Below are 15,251 nucleotides of genomic sequence, written 5' to 3' on the forward strand. Positions count from 1 at the left end.
GCCCGGTGATCCGGTGATCCGGCGGCCGCTCAGCCCGCGGAGCGCACGGTCGCGAGGGCCGTCCGCACGCTCGCCTCGATGTCCTGGATCGGGTAGATCACCTCGCGGACCGTGCGGTCGCGGTCGATGACGAGCGTCAGCCGCTTGATCCGGCTCGTGCCCGCCGCGCGGAACGTCGGCAGGCGCAGCGCGGCCGTCAGTGCCAGATCCGCGTCCGACAGGAGCGGGAACCGCAGCCGCTCCTGCTCCGCGAACTCCCGTTGCTCGTCCGGACGCTGGGTCGACACCCCGTGCACGGTGGCGCCGGCCGCGGTGAACTCGGCGAGCTGGTCGCGGTAGGTGCACGACTCGAAGGTGCAGCCCTTGGCGCCCGGGATCCCAGCCCAGCCGGGCGGGTAGGACTCGGCGCGCGCGTACGCGCCCGGGAAGCAGTACAGGACCGTGAACGGGGTGTCCGCCACGGGGTCGCTGAGCTCGCCGAAACGGTCCGGCAGCAGCAGCGGCGGCACCCGTGTGCCGCGCAGCGCGTGCACCCGTTCCGCCTCGCGCGAGGCCTCGTCGGTCGTCGCCGTCATCTCTCCCTCTCCCAGGACCCAGGTGTCTCCCCAGTCCTGGAGGGCCACCAGGACGGGCAGCAGCCCCCGCCCGCGCGGGGTCAGCCGGTACTCGTGCCGCACCGGGCGCTCCTGGTACGGCTCGCGCGACAGCACCCCGGCCTCGACGAGCAGCTTCAGCCGCTCCGCCAGCACCTTGCGGGACATCCCCAACTCGCGCTGGAGCTCGTCGAAGCGGTGCAGACCGCGCGCGGCGTCGCGCACGATCAGCAGCGTCCACCAGTCGCCCACCACGTCGAGGGCCTGGGCGATCGCGCAGTCCGCGTCGCCGAGGTGTGTGCGCTGGGCCATGGGAACTCCTTCGTCCGTTGACCCAAGGCTGTCATGCTGACATAGTCCGTTCCCAAAAGGAACTTATTCGTCGGGCAGGGGGGCACGGGTGTGCTGCAGGGGTTCAAGGACATACCGAGGGTTGTGTGGCTGCTGGCTGCGGGGGTCTTCGTCAACGCCGTCGTCAGCTTCACCTTCGTTTTCGTCTTCCTCTACCTGACAGGCCCGCGCGGCCTCGGCGCCTCCCAGGCGGGCCTCGTCACCGGAATCGGCGGCATCGGCCTGGTCGCCGGCAACTTCACCGGCGGCTGGTACGGAGACCGCTTCGGCCACCGCCGGGTCCTGCTCGCCGCATCCACCCTCGGGGGCCTGACCCTCGCGGCCCTCCCGCTGCTCCCCCTGCCGCTCCTCTGCCTGACCCTGCCCGTGGCCCAGTACGCCTCCGGCGTGATCCGGGCCGCCAACTCCGCGCTCATCGCGGTCACGGTCCCGGAGGGAGCCCGCCGCCAGGCCTTCGCCCTCGTACGCTGCGCCTCCAACGGCGGATTCACCCTCGGGCCGCCGCTGGGCGCCCTGATCGCCACCGGCTTCTCCTACGACTGGCTCTTCGTCGGCGACGGCGCCGGCACGCTCGCCTTCGCCCTCTGGACCGCACGGGTCGTCCCGGCCCGCGGCGCTCCCCGCACACCAGCCGCGGCCCGGGACGGGGGTCCGGGCCGCGGCGAACGGGGCCTGTGGCGCGAACTGCGCGCCCGCCCCACCGTGCTGGTGCTGCTCGGCGCGATCCTGGTGACCGACATCGTCTACCGCCAGCAGTACTTCACCTTCCCCGTCTTCCTCGCCGACCACGGCCTGGACGCGCGCGCCTTCGGGCTCGTCATCGCCCTGAACGGAGGGGTGATCCTGATCCTGGAACTGCCCGCCGCCGTCGCCCTGCGCAAGCGGCCGGCCCTGCCGGTCATCGGCGCCGGGATGGTGCTCGTCGGGGCCGGGTACGCGGCGCTGCTGCTCGGGGCCGGGATCGCGAGCGCCGTGGCGATGATGGTCCTGCTGAGCCTCGGGGAGATCCTCTACAAGACCACCGCCACCGCCCACATGGCCGACCAGGCACCCGAGCACGCCATCGGGCGGTTCCAGAGCCTGTACGCGGGCGTCTCGGTCAGCGGGGTCGTCCTCGGTCCGCCGCTCGGCGGAGCCGTGTACTCCGTTGTGCCCGGGCTGCTGTGGCCGCTCTGCGCGGTGCTGGCGGCGGGGGCGGGCGCGGCGCTGCTGGGGGCGCACGCACGCCAGGCCAGGCACGCGGCGCGACCCGTGCGACCGTCACATGAGACCGGTTCGCAACCGAAGGCCGTCGCCGGTTAGGTTTCGGATATGACTGCTACGCGTACCACCGGCGCCGTCGCCGCCGGACTTGCCACCATCACCGCCGACGGCACCGTCCTCGACACCTGGTTCCCCGCCCCCGGGCTGGTCGCCGAGCCCGGCCCGGCCGGCACCGAGCGCCTCACCGCCGACCAGGCCGTGGAGCTGCTGGGCGCCGCCGCGGCCAAGGCGATCCGCACGGACGCGGTCCGCGGCGTCGAGGTCGTAGCCGTCCGCACGGTCATCTCCTCCCTGGAGGACAAGCCGCTGGACGCGCACGACGCGTACCTGCGCCTGCACCTGCTCAGCCACCGCCTGGTCAAGCCGCACGGCCAGAACCTCGACGGCGTCTTCGGCCTGCTGACCAACGTCGCCTGGACCTCGCTGGGCCCGGTCGCCGTCGACCAGGTCGAGACCGTCCGCCTCAACGCGCGCGCCGAGGGCCTGCACCTCCAGGTCACCTCGATCGACAAGTTCCCGCGGATGACGGACTACGTCGCGCCCAAGGGCGTGCGCATCGCCGACGCGGACCGCGTCCGCCTCGGCGCGCACCTCGCCGAGGGCACCACCGTCATGCACGAGGGCTTCGTCAACTTCAACGCCGGCACCCTCGGCACCTCCATGGTCGAGGGCCGCATCTCCGCGGGCGTCGTGGTCGGCGACGGCTCCGACATCGGCGGCGGCGCCTCCACCATGGGCACCCTCTCGGGCGGCGGCAAGCAGATCATCTCGATCGGCGAGCGCACCCTGATCGGCGCCGAGGCGGGCGTGGGCATCGCGCTGGGCGACGAGTGCGTGGTCGAGGCCGGCCTCTACGTCACCGCGGGCACCCGCGTGACCCTGCCGGACGGCCAGATCGTCAAGGCCCTGGAGCTCTCCGGCGCCAACAACATCCTCTTCCGCCGCAACTCGGTGACCGGCGCCGTCGAGGCCCGCCCGTACAAGGCGGCCTGGGGCGGCCTGAACGAGGTCCTGCACAGCCACAACTGACGGCCCGCAGCCCTGACCAGCGGCTGAGCCGCCACCAGGTTGTCAACGTCGGTCACCAACGAGCGCCCTCCCACGGCCCCGAGACGGCCCGGGAGGGCGCTCTGCGTTGACCCTCCGGGCGGGGGCCGAGCGCCTTGGCGGCCCGGCCTTTTGCTCAGAGAACCTGTCACAGCCCCCCGCTGGGTTACGCGTCCGGGGCGGCAAAGCAGATGGCGTCCATCAGCCGGCCTTCGCCGTACGGATGGGTGGCTTCACCGATCCTGGTCCAGCCGAGCCGCTGGTACAGGCGGATTGCGGCGGTGTCCTTGGCCATCACGTCGAGCACCAGCCGGATCCCCTGATCCTGGGCCCATGACGTAGCCGCCTGCATGAGCTGCGCACCCAGGGCACGCCGTCGTGCCTCCTGGAGAACGAAGAGGCGAGCCAGCACCGCGACGTGCTGCTCGTCGTCCCCGCTCTGCCCGGTCCACAGGGACACCGCATCCTCGCCCTGCGGCCTCATCACCGAGACATGACCGACGATCTTCCCGTCCACCGCGCCCACCCAAGCGGCCCGCACGTTCGCCGAACGGATCCACGCCTGCGGGTCGGCCACCCCCTCGACCGGGTATCCGTCCGTCGCATGGACGGCGACGAGTGCTGCGGCCGCGCCTTCCAGGTCGGTGTCCTGGTACGGGCGAACGACTGCGCTTCCCACGGGGGCTCCCTGGTTATTCGACGGGCAGTTCGTACAGCGATCCGGTCGGGTCTCCCCGGTGCACGTGGCGGGACACCTCGAACGGGACGCCTTCCTGGTCAAGGCTTGTGCGCAGAACATCAAGGACCGGCGCGCCAGGCAAGAGGCCGAGCGCGGCGGCCCCTCCACCGTCGGTCGCGAGATGGTCGCGGCCGGCGCCGGACGCGGTCTGCCCCTGGTTCCCGCGCCACTGACGGCGGCAGCAGGCCACCAGTGCGCCCCGACCCGCCGTCCGCGACGTACGGCGCGCACCTCTGCGAAGGGGATGTGCGTACGTACTCGGCCGGGACTGAGTACGTGCGCCCTGGTAGCGGGCGCGTGTGGCGGGAAGGCTGGGGGCATGAGACGACGCATACGCTCCGGCCCCGAGTCCCGGCTTCCGGTCGCCCTGGCGCTCGCCCTGCTGGCGATGGCGGCGTGGGCCGCGTGGCTCGGCTGGGACCAGCACCGCGACGTGCAGCCCGACGGATCGGAGACCGGGCCGTACGAGGCCTGGCAGGTGCTCGGGCTCGCGCTGACGTTGCTGGCGCCCTTGTGCTGGGCGGCGTACCGGGGCTTCGCGACGGGCGCCGTCGCGGGCGTCACGGTCGGTCTGACCGCTGCCGCCGCCTATGACTGGTCGGACGACGCCAGTGGGCTCTTCGCGGTCGGCGTCGCCATGGTCATGGTGGGGAGTCTGGCCGTGACCGCGGGCGTCTGCGCACTGATCGGCGCCGTGAGGCCGAAGGAGCCGACGGGCCGCCGCCACGGGTAGGCCGCGGGCCGAGCGTCAGCTCAGGGGGATCGTGCGGACCAGGCCCGCGAAGGCCTGCTTCTCCGCCTCGGTCAGCTCCACCGACTCCATCGGGTGCGCGGCGGAGCCGCGCTGGGCCGGGATCATCGGCAGGCCCTGGGCGGCGGCGGGATCCGCGTGGGCGAAGCGGCTGTCCTCCCGCGTGTGGCGGAGGCCGGTGAACCAGACGATCGCGGCCACGAGCAGGACGGCGAGGCCGATTTCCTGAGCGAGGGAGATGGAGGGGAACACGAGGATCCTCCGGGAGTGCGGTCGGTACGAGCCGGTACAAGATCGAGCGTGGAAATACTCAACCACCACAACCGGTCGATTCGGCAGGGATGTGTCGAGCGTCACGCCAGGGCCGAAAGTCCCTAGCTTGTCCGAGAAGGCCCCGCTACGGCTCCAGGTGCAGCTTGAAGCCCTCGTGGCTGCGAGCGAAACCCAGCCGCTCGTAGAACCGGTGCGCGGCCGTCCGCCGCTTGCTGCTGGTCAGCTGGACAAGGCCGCAGCCGCGCTCGCGGGCCCGCTCGGCGGCGAGCCGCATCAGTTCGGCGCCGAGCCCCCCGCCCCGCCGGTCCGCGCGGATCCGTACCGCCTCCACCAGCGCCCGTTCCTGCCCGTTCTGGCCCAGGCCCGGGATGTACGTGAGCTGCAGGCAGCCGAGGACGACCTCGCCGGCCCCGTCCGCCCCGTCCGCCCCGTCGGTGAGGACCAGGATCTCGTTGCGCGGGTCCGCCTCGATCGCGGCGAAGGCCCGCTCGTGCGCCTGGCCGGTCACGACCCGGGCCGGGTCGACGACCGAGTCCTCGTCGGCGAGCAGGGCGAGTACGGCGGGCAGGTCCTGGCGGGTGGCCTCACGGAAGATCATGGCGGGATTGTGGCAGGGGGCCCGGCCGGGACGGCGGCCGGACCCCCTGCAGCTGCGGGACCCGAAGGGTTACGGGCGGAAGCGCAGCACCTGCGGGTCGTGGTCGCTGTTCTGCGCCGAGAACTCCGCGTTGATGTGCACGCTGTCGTACGTGAACTTCTTGATCGCCGGGCTGGTCAGGATCTGGTCCAGCACCTGCGCGTTGCCCTGGTAGACGTAGGAGTAACGCTCCGCCTTCGGCAGCGACTTGATCGCCGGGTACAGCGCCCCGCCGTCCGCCAGCGCGTCCGTCGTCGCCGAGAACTCGAAGTCGTTGATGTCGCCGAGGACCAGGACGTTGGCGTTCTTGTCCTCCGCCAGGATCTGCTTCACGAAGCCGTTCACGGCCTGCGCCTGGAGCAGTCGCTTGGCCTCCGAGGAGCGGACCGGCGGCTGGTGGTGCGAGGCCAGGCCCTCGTCGCCACCCTTGGAGCCGAAGTGGTTGGCGATCACGAAGACCGTCTTGCCACGGAAGACGAACTCGCCCGCCAGCGGCTTGCGGCTGTCCGCCCACGCCGGGTTGGCGGGGTCGACGCGGCCGGGGGAGTGGGTCAGGGCGGCCTTGCCGTTGACCTTGGTCACGCCGGTCGCGGTCACCGCGTCACCCGGGGCGCGCTCGGTGAAGGAGACCCGCGCCGGGTTGTAGAGGAACACCTGGCGGATGTTTCCGCCGGGCTCGCCGCCGTCCTTCTTGTCCTCCGGGTTGACGGTCCGCCACTGGTAGGCCGGGCCGCCGGCGGCCGAGATCGCCGCGGTGAACTTGGCGAGGGTCTGCTCGGCCGAGACGGTGCCGTCGTTCTTGGCGCCGTTGTCGTCCTGGATCTCCTCCAGGGCGAGGACGTCGGGGGAGGCCAGGTTCTCGACGACCGCCTTCGCCAGCGCGTCGAACTTCTCCTGCGGGTCGGACGGGTCGAGGTTCTCGACGTTGTACGTGGCCACCGCGAGCTCCTGCTCGGCCTGCGGCTTGGTCGTCTCGGGGGCGAGGGTGCCCGCCTTGACGGTGCCGAGGGTGCGGGCCACCAGCGTGTAGCCGCCGAACTGGTTGAAGTCCAGCGGGCCTTCCGTGGTGCCGGTCAGCCGGTCGCCGACGTTGGCCACCGGGAAGGGCTGCTGCGCGATGGGCGCGAGCTGCTGGATCTGCAGGCGGCCCGTGTTCTGGGACTCGTAGGAGCCGTAGACGGTGCCGCCGCGCTTGGCGGTGTTCTCCCAGCCCTTCACCGTGACCCACAGCTCCGAGTACGGGTCGGTGGCGCCGACCACGCGGGAGGTGCCGATCTTGACGTTCATGCCCTCCAGCGACTCGAAGTGGTCCAGGGCGTAGCGCGAGGGCTCCAGGGTCAGACCGTTGATGCTGCCGCCGGCGGCCGCGTCACCGGCCGGGGCGTACTCGGCGGGCACCGAGTACTCGTTGATCGCGGTGGCCTCGGGCAGCGCGTTGCCGGAGGAGACCACGGTCACCGTCGGCTTCGAGATCTGGGTGACCGACTGGTTGCCGGAGCTCACGCCGCCGGGGATGTACTCGCCCACCGTGCCGGAGACCTTGACCGCGTCGCCCGCGGTGACGGTCGGGACCGAGTTGGTGAAGACGAAGACGCCCTCGCTGGTGGCGTCGTTGTCGTCGGCGTCCGGGTCCTGGATCCAGAAGCCGCGCGAGCCGTACGTGCGTACGCCCGTCACGATGCCCTCGACGTCGGTGACCTGCTTGCCGTTGAGCGGGGATATCCGGGTGGTGCCCTGAATGTCGTGGATGCGTATCGGATCGGCGGACACGGCGCCTTCGGCCGCGTCGGCGGAGCCCGCGAGCAGGCCGGTGGCCAGTGCGGTGGCGACGAGGGCCGCGACGGCGGCGGAACGGGGATGCGAGGAGCGCATGGGCAGGAACTCCGGTGTGGGAGAGGGAAAAGGTGGGGGGTGCGGCAGTGAGATCTGCGGGAGGCGTGCCGCTCCCTATACATCTACGCGCGTCAATTTCCTGTGTGGCCAGCAAAGTTGTCAAGCCCTCCAGGGAATACGGCAGCTGACTGTGGGATGAACCAAAGGCGATGGCCCGCCGGACACGCCCGAAATGCGTCTACGCTGGAGCGCCGTACGAAGGCCACGCCTGTCATCTGCGCCACATCCGCATGCCCGCACTGCCCGTCATGTCGGCCATGTCATCGAAATCCGGGCGCATCTGACGGTCCGGCCGACAGCACGGCCCGTGTCACCAACGCCACACCCCGTTCCACCCCGCCCTACCCCGTCCCACCGCGTCCGCGAGGAGAACCGCCCCCATGTCCGCAGACTCGCACCCCACGCTGCCGCCCGTACGGCTGCACTCCGACGCGGAGCTGGCCCGCGACGCCCTCGGCGCCCCGCTGTTCGCGCGCGCCGTACGGCTCGCCCGCTGGGCCGGACCCGACACCCGCGTCGGCGTCGGTGGCGAGCTCGCCACCGACCAGTTGCCCGAGGCCGCCGCGGCGCTCGGCCTCGACGCCGCCGGCGCGGACTCCGCCGGGTACGCGAGCCAGGCCTGGCGCGTGGCCGTGGACACCGGCCTGGTCGACGTGACCGAGCCGGAGGACGACGGCGGGGAGGGCGACGAGGAGCGCTTCGGCACGGCCGCGCCCGGTGAGGACCTCGCGCTGGTGACGAGCGGTGCGCCCGGCGACGTCCTCGACCTCTGGCTGGCGGCGCTGGACACGGTGCTCGCCGACGCGGCGGTGCCCGACCTGGACGACCTCGTGGACGCGCTGGACGCGGGCGGCGAGATCGACTTCGACCGGCTGGACTGGAACCCGGGGCGCGAGGCGGACTTCCTCGACGGGGTCCTCGCCAACCTCTACCTGCTCACCGTCACCGAGGGCGGGGCCGCGGACGAACCGGTTCCGCTGCCGGTACTCGCCGCGTCGATGGTCGTGCCCGACGACATGGGCGAGCCGACCGACGCCGTGCTGGAGCAGGTCTCGGACGCGATGATGCGCCTCGACGACCAGTTTCGGCAGCTGGAGCCGATCGGGCTGGTGGAGTTCCGGCCCGTCGACGAGGAGCTGATGGCGGAGGCCGACGGACCCCTGGAATCGGAGACCGCGAGCACCGGGAGCACCGGGAGCACTGCGGACGACGAGGACGTCTCCCGCTACGGGATGGTCCGCCTGACCCCCCTCGGCCTGTACGGGATCCGGGCCCGGATGCTGGAGGCCGGGGTCGATGCCCCCGCCGTCGGTGAACTGGCCGAGAAGGGCGCCGACGCCCTCCTCGACGCGGTCTCCTTCTACTCCGAGAGCGCTGCCCAGGCCGAGATCGAGCAGTGGCTGGCCGGCCGGGAACTGCCCGCCGCGGCCGCCGAGCTGCTGGCCGCCGCCCGCGGGGACGACGAAGGCGGCCCGCTGCGCCGGCTCCGGTGCCAGCAGGCCCTGGCACCCGCCGGACCGGAGGCCGAGCCCGCGGTCCGCTCGGTGCTGGACGACCCGGAGCTCGGCGGGCTCGCCCGGGTCTGGCTGGCGGAGCGCGGGGTGAGCGACGTACCGGCGCCGGACCCGGAGATGGTGTTCTGGCTGACGGTGGACACGATCGCGGCGCAGCTCGCCGCCGACGGGGAGACGGAGGAGCTCCCGCTCCTGATGGAGACCCTGACCGCTCATCACGGGGGATTCTTCGAGCAGGTGTGGCGGGTGGAGCACCCGGCGACGGCGTACGTCCTGGAGGCGATGGGCCGGCTGCACCCGGACAAGAAGGCGGCCAAGGAGGCCCGCAAGGCCGCGTTCAAGGCCCGCTCCCGCCGCCCGGCCTGAGCCGGTCCACGGTCGGGGACGGGATTTCCGAGGGCTGTTCCTGTCCCACGATCCCCGGTGGACACAATGGGCGCCATGGACTCAGGACTTGCCGCACTGCTGGGCGCCGCCGTCGGCTCCGTGACCACCCTCGGGGCCGCGATCGTCAACGGCCGTGCGCAGGCACGGTCCCAGCACGCCCAGTGGAGCCGTCAGCACCGCCGCGATGCCTACGCCGGCTACCTCGGCGCGCTCCACGACCGCGACATCGCCATGGACGCCGTACTCGACGCGCTGCGTGCGGACGCGCCGGACCTGTCCGACCTCGACGAGAAGACGGGCCGCTTCGTCACGCTGGCCCGCGAGGTCCACCGCGCTGCCGAAATCGTCATCCTCGAAGGGCCGGCCCCCCTCGCGGAGGTCGCCGAACGCGTCACCCACGCCTCCGGCGATCTCGCACACGTCATGCGGCGGATGGCCGCGAACGCCCGTGCCGGGGACGCCACCCGCAAGGCCGAGGACACAGCCCTCGCCGCCGAACGGCAGCGGATCCTCTACCGGTCGGTCCAGGACTTCCGCCTCGCGGCCCGCAGCGCCATCGGCGGGACCGGCTGAACCGGGCCCCCCGATCGGGGTGCCCGGAGCGGGTGCCCGGGAAGGGTGGCGACAATGCGCCGTTCCTGGGGTCGGAGTTGGCCATTCCGGGGCAGGGCAAGGGGTCGGTTCCTCTTGGTGGGTAGTTCAGCCGCCGTTCACGTGCGGGCGAGAGCGTGTGCGCCGACGACCGCACGACAGGCGCACCACCTCCCCACCCCTGGAGATCCGATGCCGCTCAGCCGTAGAGACTTCACCGCTCGTACCGTCATCGCCGGAGCGGGAGTCGCGCTCACCGGGACGGTCGGCGCCCTCGCCACCGCCCCCGGGGCGCTCGCCGCCGAGGACAGCACCGATCGCGACGAGCACGGGCGGCCCTGCGAGCCCGGCTACGGCCCGCTCGTCCCCGACCCGGCCGGACTGCTGGCCCTGCCCGCCGGGTTCACGTACCGGGTCATCACGCACAGCGGGGTCACCAAGCTGGACTCCGGCGAGATCACCCCGTCCAACCACGACGGGACCGCCGCCTTCGAGGGCCACCGCGGGGTCACCCTCCTCGTCAACAACCACGAGCTCAAGGGCAAGCGGGAGAACTGGGCCCACCCCGTCCCGCTCACCGAGGGCCTCGTCTACGACCCGGCCGCGGCCGGCGGATGCACGGTCGTCGAGGTCCGGCGCGGCGGCGAGGTCGCCGAATGGGTGGGCATCGCCGGTACGTCGACCAACTGCGCTGGCGGCGCCACCCCTTGGGGCACCTGGCTGACCTGCGAGGAGAACTCGGACCTGGCCGGCAAGAACGGCATGACGAAGGACCACGGCTACGTCTTCGAGGTCGACCCGCACGACCGGCGCGCCAACCGTGACCCGCGGCCGGTCAAGGCCTTCGGCCGCTACGACCACGAGGCCGTGGTCATCGACCCGCGCCAGGGCCACGCCTACCTGACCGAGGACGCCTCCGGCCCCAACGGGCTGCTCTACCGCTGGACCCCGCCCCGCGGCTTCCACCACGGGCGCGGCAAACTCCGTACGCTCGCGGCCGACGCCGGCGTGCTCCAGGCCGCCAAGTGCATCGACAGCTCCGGCCGGTTCGTCGACGACTTCTCGCGCGCCACGAAGATCGGCACCGTGTACGGGGTCGACTGGGTGGACGTGCCCGACCGCGATGCCCGGACCGTACCGGTGCGCAAGCAGTTCACGGACGGTGTGGTGACGCGCGGACGCAAGCTGGAGGGCATGTGGTGGGCGGACGGAGGCACGTACTTCGTCTCGTCCTACGCCCGTGAGGAGAGCCCGGGCGCGGCCCACGACGGCCAGGTCTGGTTCTACGACCCCAAGCGGCGCACGGTCCGCCTCACCGTCCTCATCGGGATCAACGCGGACCCGTCGGTCGACGGCGGCTACGACGGCCCCGACAACATCACCGTCTCTCCGTACGGCGGCCTGATCATCGCGGAGGACGGCTCGGGGCTGCAGCACCTGTTCGGCGCGACCTCCTCGGGACGCACCTACCCGCTGGCGCGCAACGAGCTGAACAACGGGTCGCCCGAGGCGCCGGAGTACTCCGAATTCACCGGTGTCTGCTTCTCCCCGGACGGGCGCACGCTGTACGCCAACATCCAGGACCCGGGCATCATGCTGGCCATCACCGGGCCGTGGCGGCGCGCGCACTGACCGTCGGCGGCGCCACACCCCACGTGCCGCCTACAGGGCCGGGGAAACCTCCGCGCGCGAGGCCTCGGCCCACTCGGCGAGCAGGAACTCATACGCCTCCGAGGGCCACTCGCCGTCCACCCGGGTCTCGACAAGGTGCCGTATCGCCTCGTTCGCCTCGGCGGCGGACGGGCGGGCGGGCCCCGCGGGGGTGAGTGTCTCGTGCATGGTTTCAAGGCTACGGGCGGGCACTGACAGCCACCTACGGATTACGCGTGGCATCCATCACCCGGGACGCGTACCGGTGGCCGCATGTGCCCGCCCACCTGCTCAGAGTGCCTGCGCGGCGGGCTTGACCATGCCGCGCACTGTGCGCGACTTCACAAAGTCGCCCATGGCGGTCATCTCCCACTCGCCGGAGAACTGCTTGATCAGCTTGGCCATCATGACGCCGGTCTGGGGCTCGGCGCCCGTGAGGTCGAAGCGCACCAGCTCCTCGCCGCTCGCCGCGTCGATGAGACGGCAGTAGGCCTTGGCCACCTCGGTGAACTTCTGGCCGGAGAAGGAGTTCACCGTGAACACCAGGCCGGTGGCGTCGGCGGGGATCCGGCCGAGGTCCACGACGATCACCTCGTCGTCACCCGCGCCTTCACCGGTGAGATTGTCACCCGAGTGCTTGATGGCACCGCCGAGGATGGACAGCTTGCCGAAGTAGCAGCTGTCGATGTGGTTGCGCTGGGGGCCGTACGCGATGACGGAGGCGTCGAGGTCGATGTCCTTGCCGCGGAAGGCCGGCTCCCAGCCCAGACCCATCTTGACCTGGGAGAGCAGCGGGCGGCCGCCCTTGACGAGGGAGACGGTCTGGTTCTTCTGGAGGCTGACCCGGCCCTTGTCGAGGTTGATCTTGCCGGTGCCGGGCGCGGGGGCCGCGGGTGCGGGAGGTGCCACGGGGGCGGCCGGGGCGGGAGCCGCGGGCGTGGTGGCGCCGCCGAGCCAGGGGGAGGCCGGGTAGGAGACCGGCGGGGCCGGCGGCGCGGGGGGTGCCGGGGGCGCGGGCGGGGTCACGGCCTGGGGCGCCGCGGGCTCCTCGTCCACGGAGACCCCGAAGTCGGTGGCGATGCCCGCGAGACCGTTGGCGTACCCCTGGCCGACCGCGCGCACCTTCCACACGCCGCCGCGCTGGTAGACCTCGACGACGACGAGCGCGGTCTCGGTGCCCAGCTGCGGCGGGGTGAAGGAGGCGATCACCGCGCCGCCGTCGGCGTTGCGCACGGTGCCGGTGGGCTCGATGCCCTGGAAGGACTGCCCGGCGGCGTCGGGGCTGGCGGTGACCACGATCCGCTCGATGCCCGGAGGCAGGGCGGCCGTGTCCACGGTGATCGAGTCCGGTGCCGTACCCCCGCCGGACCGGTAGCTGACACCGGGCCCGGAGGGCTGGTTGAAGAAGATGAAGTCGGCGTCGGAGCGCACCTTGCCGTCCGCCGTCAGGAGCAGGGCCGATACGTCGAGCCGTACCGGCGCAGCCACGTCGACCGTCACGCGGACGGCATTGAGCGGCAGGTTGGATCCAGGGGTCATAGCGGTCATGCCCGGAGAACGACCGGAGGTGCTTTGCCGTTCCCTTACCCTCGCGGGATGTTTCGCGACGTTCGGGATGTCAGCGCTGATTGCGGGGGTGACCGCGCGTGACGCGCTCGTTGCCGGACTTGTGCGAGCCGGTCCAGCGGGCCCTCACGAGCTGTGCGTCGCCGGACCCCACCTCGGCCAGGAGATTCTCGGCGCGGCTCCCGCGCAGGGTGGCCGCGGTGCGGCCCCGGTGGGTGATGACGACGGAGTCGTCCCGGTGGCGTTCGCAGGTGAACCCGTGCGGCCTCGGCATGCGGCGCAGCCTGCCGCGACGGGCCGGGCGCGGGCAACGGGATCTCCGGTGTCCCGGCGGGCGGCGGAGCCTGCCGGGACACCGGGACGCTCAGCCCCCGGTGACCTGACGCGGCAGCCCCAGCGGGTTGGCTTCGCGCAGCTCCGCCGGAAGGAGTGCGTCCGGTACGGACTGGTAGGCCACCGGACGCAGCCAGCGCTCGATCGCCGTGCCGCCCACCGAGGTGGAGTGCGAGGTCGCGGCCGGGTACGGGCCGCCGTGGTGCTGGGCCGGGGCCACCGCGACCCCGGTCGGCCAGCCGTTGACCACGATCCGCCCCGCCAGCCCGGTGACCTGCCCGATCAGCTCGGCGGCCGGGCCGGGCGCGCCCTCGGTCTCGGCGGCCGACAGCTGGAGGGTGGCGCTCAGGTTCCCGCCGAGGCGCCCGAGGACCGCGCTCGCCTCGCCCTGGTCGGCGTACCGCACGACGACGGTGACCGGACCGAAGCACTCCTCCAGGAGGACGTCGTAGGCGCCGCCCTCCAGGAGGCTCCCGGCGCGCACGGTCAGATAGCCCGCGCCGACGGTGTGCTCGCCGCCGGAGCCCGGGGTCACGGGCGCGTCGACACCGGGCAGCGCGGCCCGCTCGCGTACCCCGGAGACGAAGTTCTCCCGCATCCGGTGGTCGAGCAGCACCCCCGGCTCGGTCTCCCCGAGCGCCTTGGTGAGCTCGCCGGTGACCCGGTCGCCGTCCGCGCCCTCGGGGACCAGCACCAGGCCGGGCTTCACGCAGAACTGGCCGACGCCCAGGGTGACCGAGCCCGCGAGCCCGGAGCCGATCTCCTCGGCGCGCTCGGCGGCGGCGGCCGGGGTGACCACGACGGGGTTGAGGGAGCCCAGTTCACCGTGGAAGGGGATGGGTACGGGCCGGGCGGCGGCCGCGTCGAACAGGGCCCGCCCGCCCCGGATGGAACCGGTGAATCCGGCGGCCGCCACCAACGGGTGACGGATCAGCTCCAGGCCGGCGTCGAACCCGTGGACCACGCTCACCACTTCGGCCGGGAGCCCGGTCAGCGCCGCGGCCCGGCGCAGCAGCGAGGCGCACAGCTCGGAGGTGGCGGGGTGGTCGGGGTGCGCCTTGACGACCACCGGGCAGCCGGCGGCGAGCGCGCTCGCGGTGTCCCCGCCGGGGACGGAGAAGGCGAGCGGGAAGTTGGAGGCGGCGTAGACCGCGACCACGCCCAGCGGGACCTTGTAGCGGCGCAGTTCGGGGCGCGGCGGGCTGAGGGAGGGGTCGGCGCGGTCGATCCGGATGTCGAGGTAGGCCCCGGCGTCCACGGCGTCGGCGAAGGCGCGCAGCTGGCCGGTGGTGCGGGCCAGTTCGCCGGTGAGCCGGCCCGGGCCGAGCGCGGTCTCGGCGTCGGCGGCCTCGATCACGTGGGCGGCGGCCTCGTCCAGCAGCGCGGCGGCGGCGCGCAGGAACGCGGCGCGCACGGTGGCGTCGGCGAGCGAGCCACGGGCGGCGTGGGCGGCCCGTACGGCTTCGTCCACCTCGCCGGGTGTGGCCTCCACCGCAACCTGTTCGCGCTGCTTCCCGGTGCGGGGGTCCACACTCCAGACTGGTGTCGTTGTCATGGCCCACTGCCTCCTGGATCGTTCAGTATTCTGAACGCAGTTCCGGTGGATGAATGATCACATCTGCTGTGGACTCTATTTCCGCGTCCTCGGCGTGACAAGAGGCGA

General features: G+C 72.5%; 16 protein-coding genes. 6 read left to right on the plus strand and 10 right to left on the minus strand.

Annotation, left to right across the window (positions count from 1 at the left end; translation table 11 throughout):
- Positions 1-29: 29 nt before the first annotated feature.
- Complete coding sequence (locus tag ACFY0D_RS33445) at positions 30-905, minus strand: winged helix-turn-helix transcriptional regulator (RefSeq protein WP_390801688.1); 876 nt, start codon at positions 903-905, stop codon at positions 30-32.
- 123 nt (positions 906-1,028) lie between these two features.
- On the opposite strand from ACFY0D_RS33445, the gene ACFY0D_RS33450 reads away from it, so the two are divergent.
- Positions 1,029-2,246, plus strand: a complete 1,218-nt coding sequence (locus ACFY0D_RS33450) for an MFS transporter (protein ID WP_390801689.1) — start codon at positions 1,029-1,031, stop codon at positions 2,244-2,246.
- A gap of 9 nt (positions 2,247-2,255) precedes the next feature.
- Positions 2,256-3,236, plus strand: a complete 981-nt coding sequence (gene dapD, locus ACFY0D_RS33455) for a 2,3,4,5-tetrahydropyridine-2,6-dicarboxylate N-succinyltransferase (protein WP_390801690.1) — start codon at positions 2,256-2,258, stop codon at positions 3,234-3,236.
- A gap of 184 nt (positions 3,237-3,420) precedes the next feature.
- Here dapD and ACFY0D_RS33460 read toward each other — a convergent pair whose 3' ends face one another.
- The gene (locus tag ACFY0D_RS33460; protein WP_390801691.1) at positions 3,421-3,933 is read right to left on the minus strand and encodes a GNAT family N-acetyltransferase; all 513 of its coding nucleotides are present in this window, start codon (positions 3,931-3,933) and stop codon (positions 3,421-3,423) included.
- A 13-nt stretch (positions 3,934-3,946) separates the two neighbouring features.
- Entirely contained in the window at positions 3,947-4,420 is a 474-nt protein-coding gene (locus tag ACFY0D_RS33465; protein WP_390801692.1) for a UTRA domain-containing protein, read from the minus strand.
- On the opposite strand from ACFY0D_RS33465, the gene ACFY0D_RS33470 reads away from it, so the two are divergent.
- On the plus strand, positions 4,313-4,726 hold the full coding sequence (locus tag ACFY0D_RS33470; protein ID WP_390801693.1) for a hypothetical protein: 414 nt from the start codon (positions 4,313-4,315) through the stop codon (positions 4,724-4,726). The two genes, ACFY0D_RS33465 and ACFY0D_RS33470, sit on opposite strands and share 108 nt — an antisense overlap.
- 15 nt (positions 4,727-4,741) lie before the next feature.
- Here the strand turns inward: ACFY0D_RS33470 and ACFY0D_RS33475 are convergent, their stop codons facing one another.
- The 3 genes from ACFY0D_RS33475 to ACFY0D_RS33485 all read right to left on the minus strand — a co-directional run bounded on the left by ACFY0D_RS33475 (position 4,742) and on the right by ACFY0D_RS33485 (position 7,526).
- Positions 4,742-4,996 carry a hypothetical protein gene (locus ACFY0D_RS33475; protein WP_390801694.1) on the minus strand — a complete coding sequence of 85 codons (255 nt, stop codon included), beginning with the start codon at positions 4,994-4,996 and terminating at the stop codon, positions 4,742-4,744.
- A gap of 145 nt (positions 4,997-5,141) precedes the next feature.
- Positions 5,142-5,615 carry a GNAT family N-acetyltransferase gene (locus tag ACFY0D_RS33480; RefSeq protein WP_390801695.1) on the minus strand — a complete coding sequence of 158 codons (474 nt, stop codon included), beginning with the start codon at positions 5,613-5,615 and terminating at the stop codon, positions 5,142-5,144.
- A 69-nt stretch (positions 5,616-5,684) separates the two neighbouring features.
- Positions 5,685-7,526, minus strand: coding sequence for an endonuclease/exonuclease/phosphatase family protein (locus ACFY0D_RS33485; protein ID WP_390801696.1), 1,842 nt, complete (start codon positions 7,524-7,526; stop codon positions 5,685-5,687).
- A gap of 401 nt (positions 7,527-7,927) precedes the next feature.
- On the opposite strand from ACFY0D_RS33485, the gene ACFY0D_RS33490 reads away from it, so the two are divergent.
- The 3 genes from ACFY0D_RS33490 (at position 7,928) to ACFY0D_RS33500 (ending at position 11,671) form a co-directional block, all read left to right on the plus strand.
- Positions 7,928-9,427: a hypothetical protein gene (locus tag ACFY0D_RS33490; protein ID WP_390801697.1), complete on the plus strand. Its 1,500-nt coding sequence runs from the start codon at positions 7,928-7,930 to the stop codon at positions 9,425-9,427.
- Between the two features lie 75 nt (positions 9,428-9,502).
- Positions 9,503-10,021, plus strand: a complete 519-nt coding sequence (locus ACFY0D_RS33495) for a proline dehydrogenase (protein ID WP_390801698.1) — start codon at positions 9,503-9,505, stop codon at positions 10,019-10,021.
- 210 nt (positions 10,022-10,231) lie between these two features.
- Positions 10,232-11,671 (plus strand): alkaline phosphatase PhoX, encoded by a 1,440-nt coding sequence (locus tag ACFY0D_RS33500; protein ID WP_390801699.1) that lies wholly within the window; start codon positions 10,232-10,234, stop codon positions 11,669-11,671.
- 30 nt (positions 11,672-11,701) lie between these two features.
- On the opposite strand, the gene ACFY0D_RS33505 is transcribed toward ACFY0D_RS33500, so the two are convergent.
- The 4 genes from ACFY0D_RS33505 to ACFY0D_RS33520 all read right to left on the minus strand — a co-directional run bounded on the left by ACFY0D_RS33505 (position 11,702) and on the right by ACFY0D_RS33520 (position 15,143).
- A complete protein-coding gene (locus tag ACFY0D_RS33505) occupies positions 11,702-11,878 on the minus strand; it encodes a hypothetical protein (protein WP_189735878.1) in 177 nt (58 codons plus the stop codon).
- A gap of 102 nt (positions 11,879-11,980) precedes the next feature.
- Entirely contained in the window at positions 11,981-13,228 is a 1,248-nt protein-coding gene (locus ACFY0D_RS33510) for a TerD family protein (protein WP_390801700.1), read from the minus strand.
- A 79-nt stretch (positions 13,229-13,307) separates the two neighbouring features.
- Positions 13,308-13,529, minus strand: a complete 222-nt coding sequence (locus ACFY0D_RS33515; RefSeq protein WP_390801701.1) for a hypothetical protein — start codon at positions 13,527-13,529, stop codon at positions 13,308-13,310.
- A 90-nt stretch (positions 13,530-13,619) separates the two neighbouring features.
- Positions 13,620-15,143, minus strand: a complete 1,524-nt coding sequence (locus tag ACFY0D_RS33520) for an aldehyde dehydrogenase (NADP(+)) (protein WP_390801702.1) — start codon at positions 15,141-15,143, stop codon at positions 13,620-13,622.
- Positions 15,144-15,251: the final 108 nt, after the last annotated feature.

The sequence above is a fragment of the Streptomyces sp. NPDC001502 genome (assembly GCF_042894785.1).
Taxonomy (GTDB): domain Bacteria; phylum Actinomycetota; class Actinomycetes; order Streptomycetales; family Streptomycetaceae; genus Streptomyces; species Streptomyces kutzneri.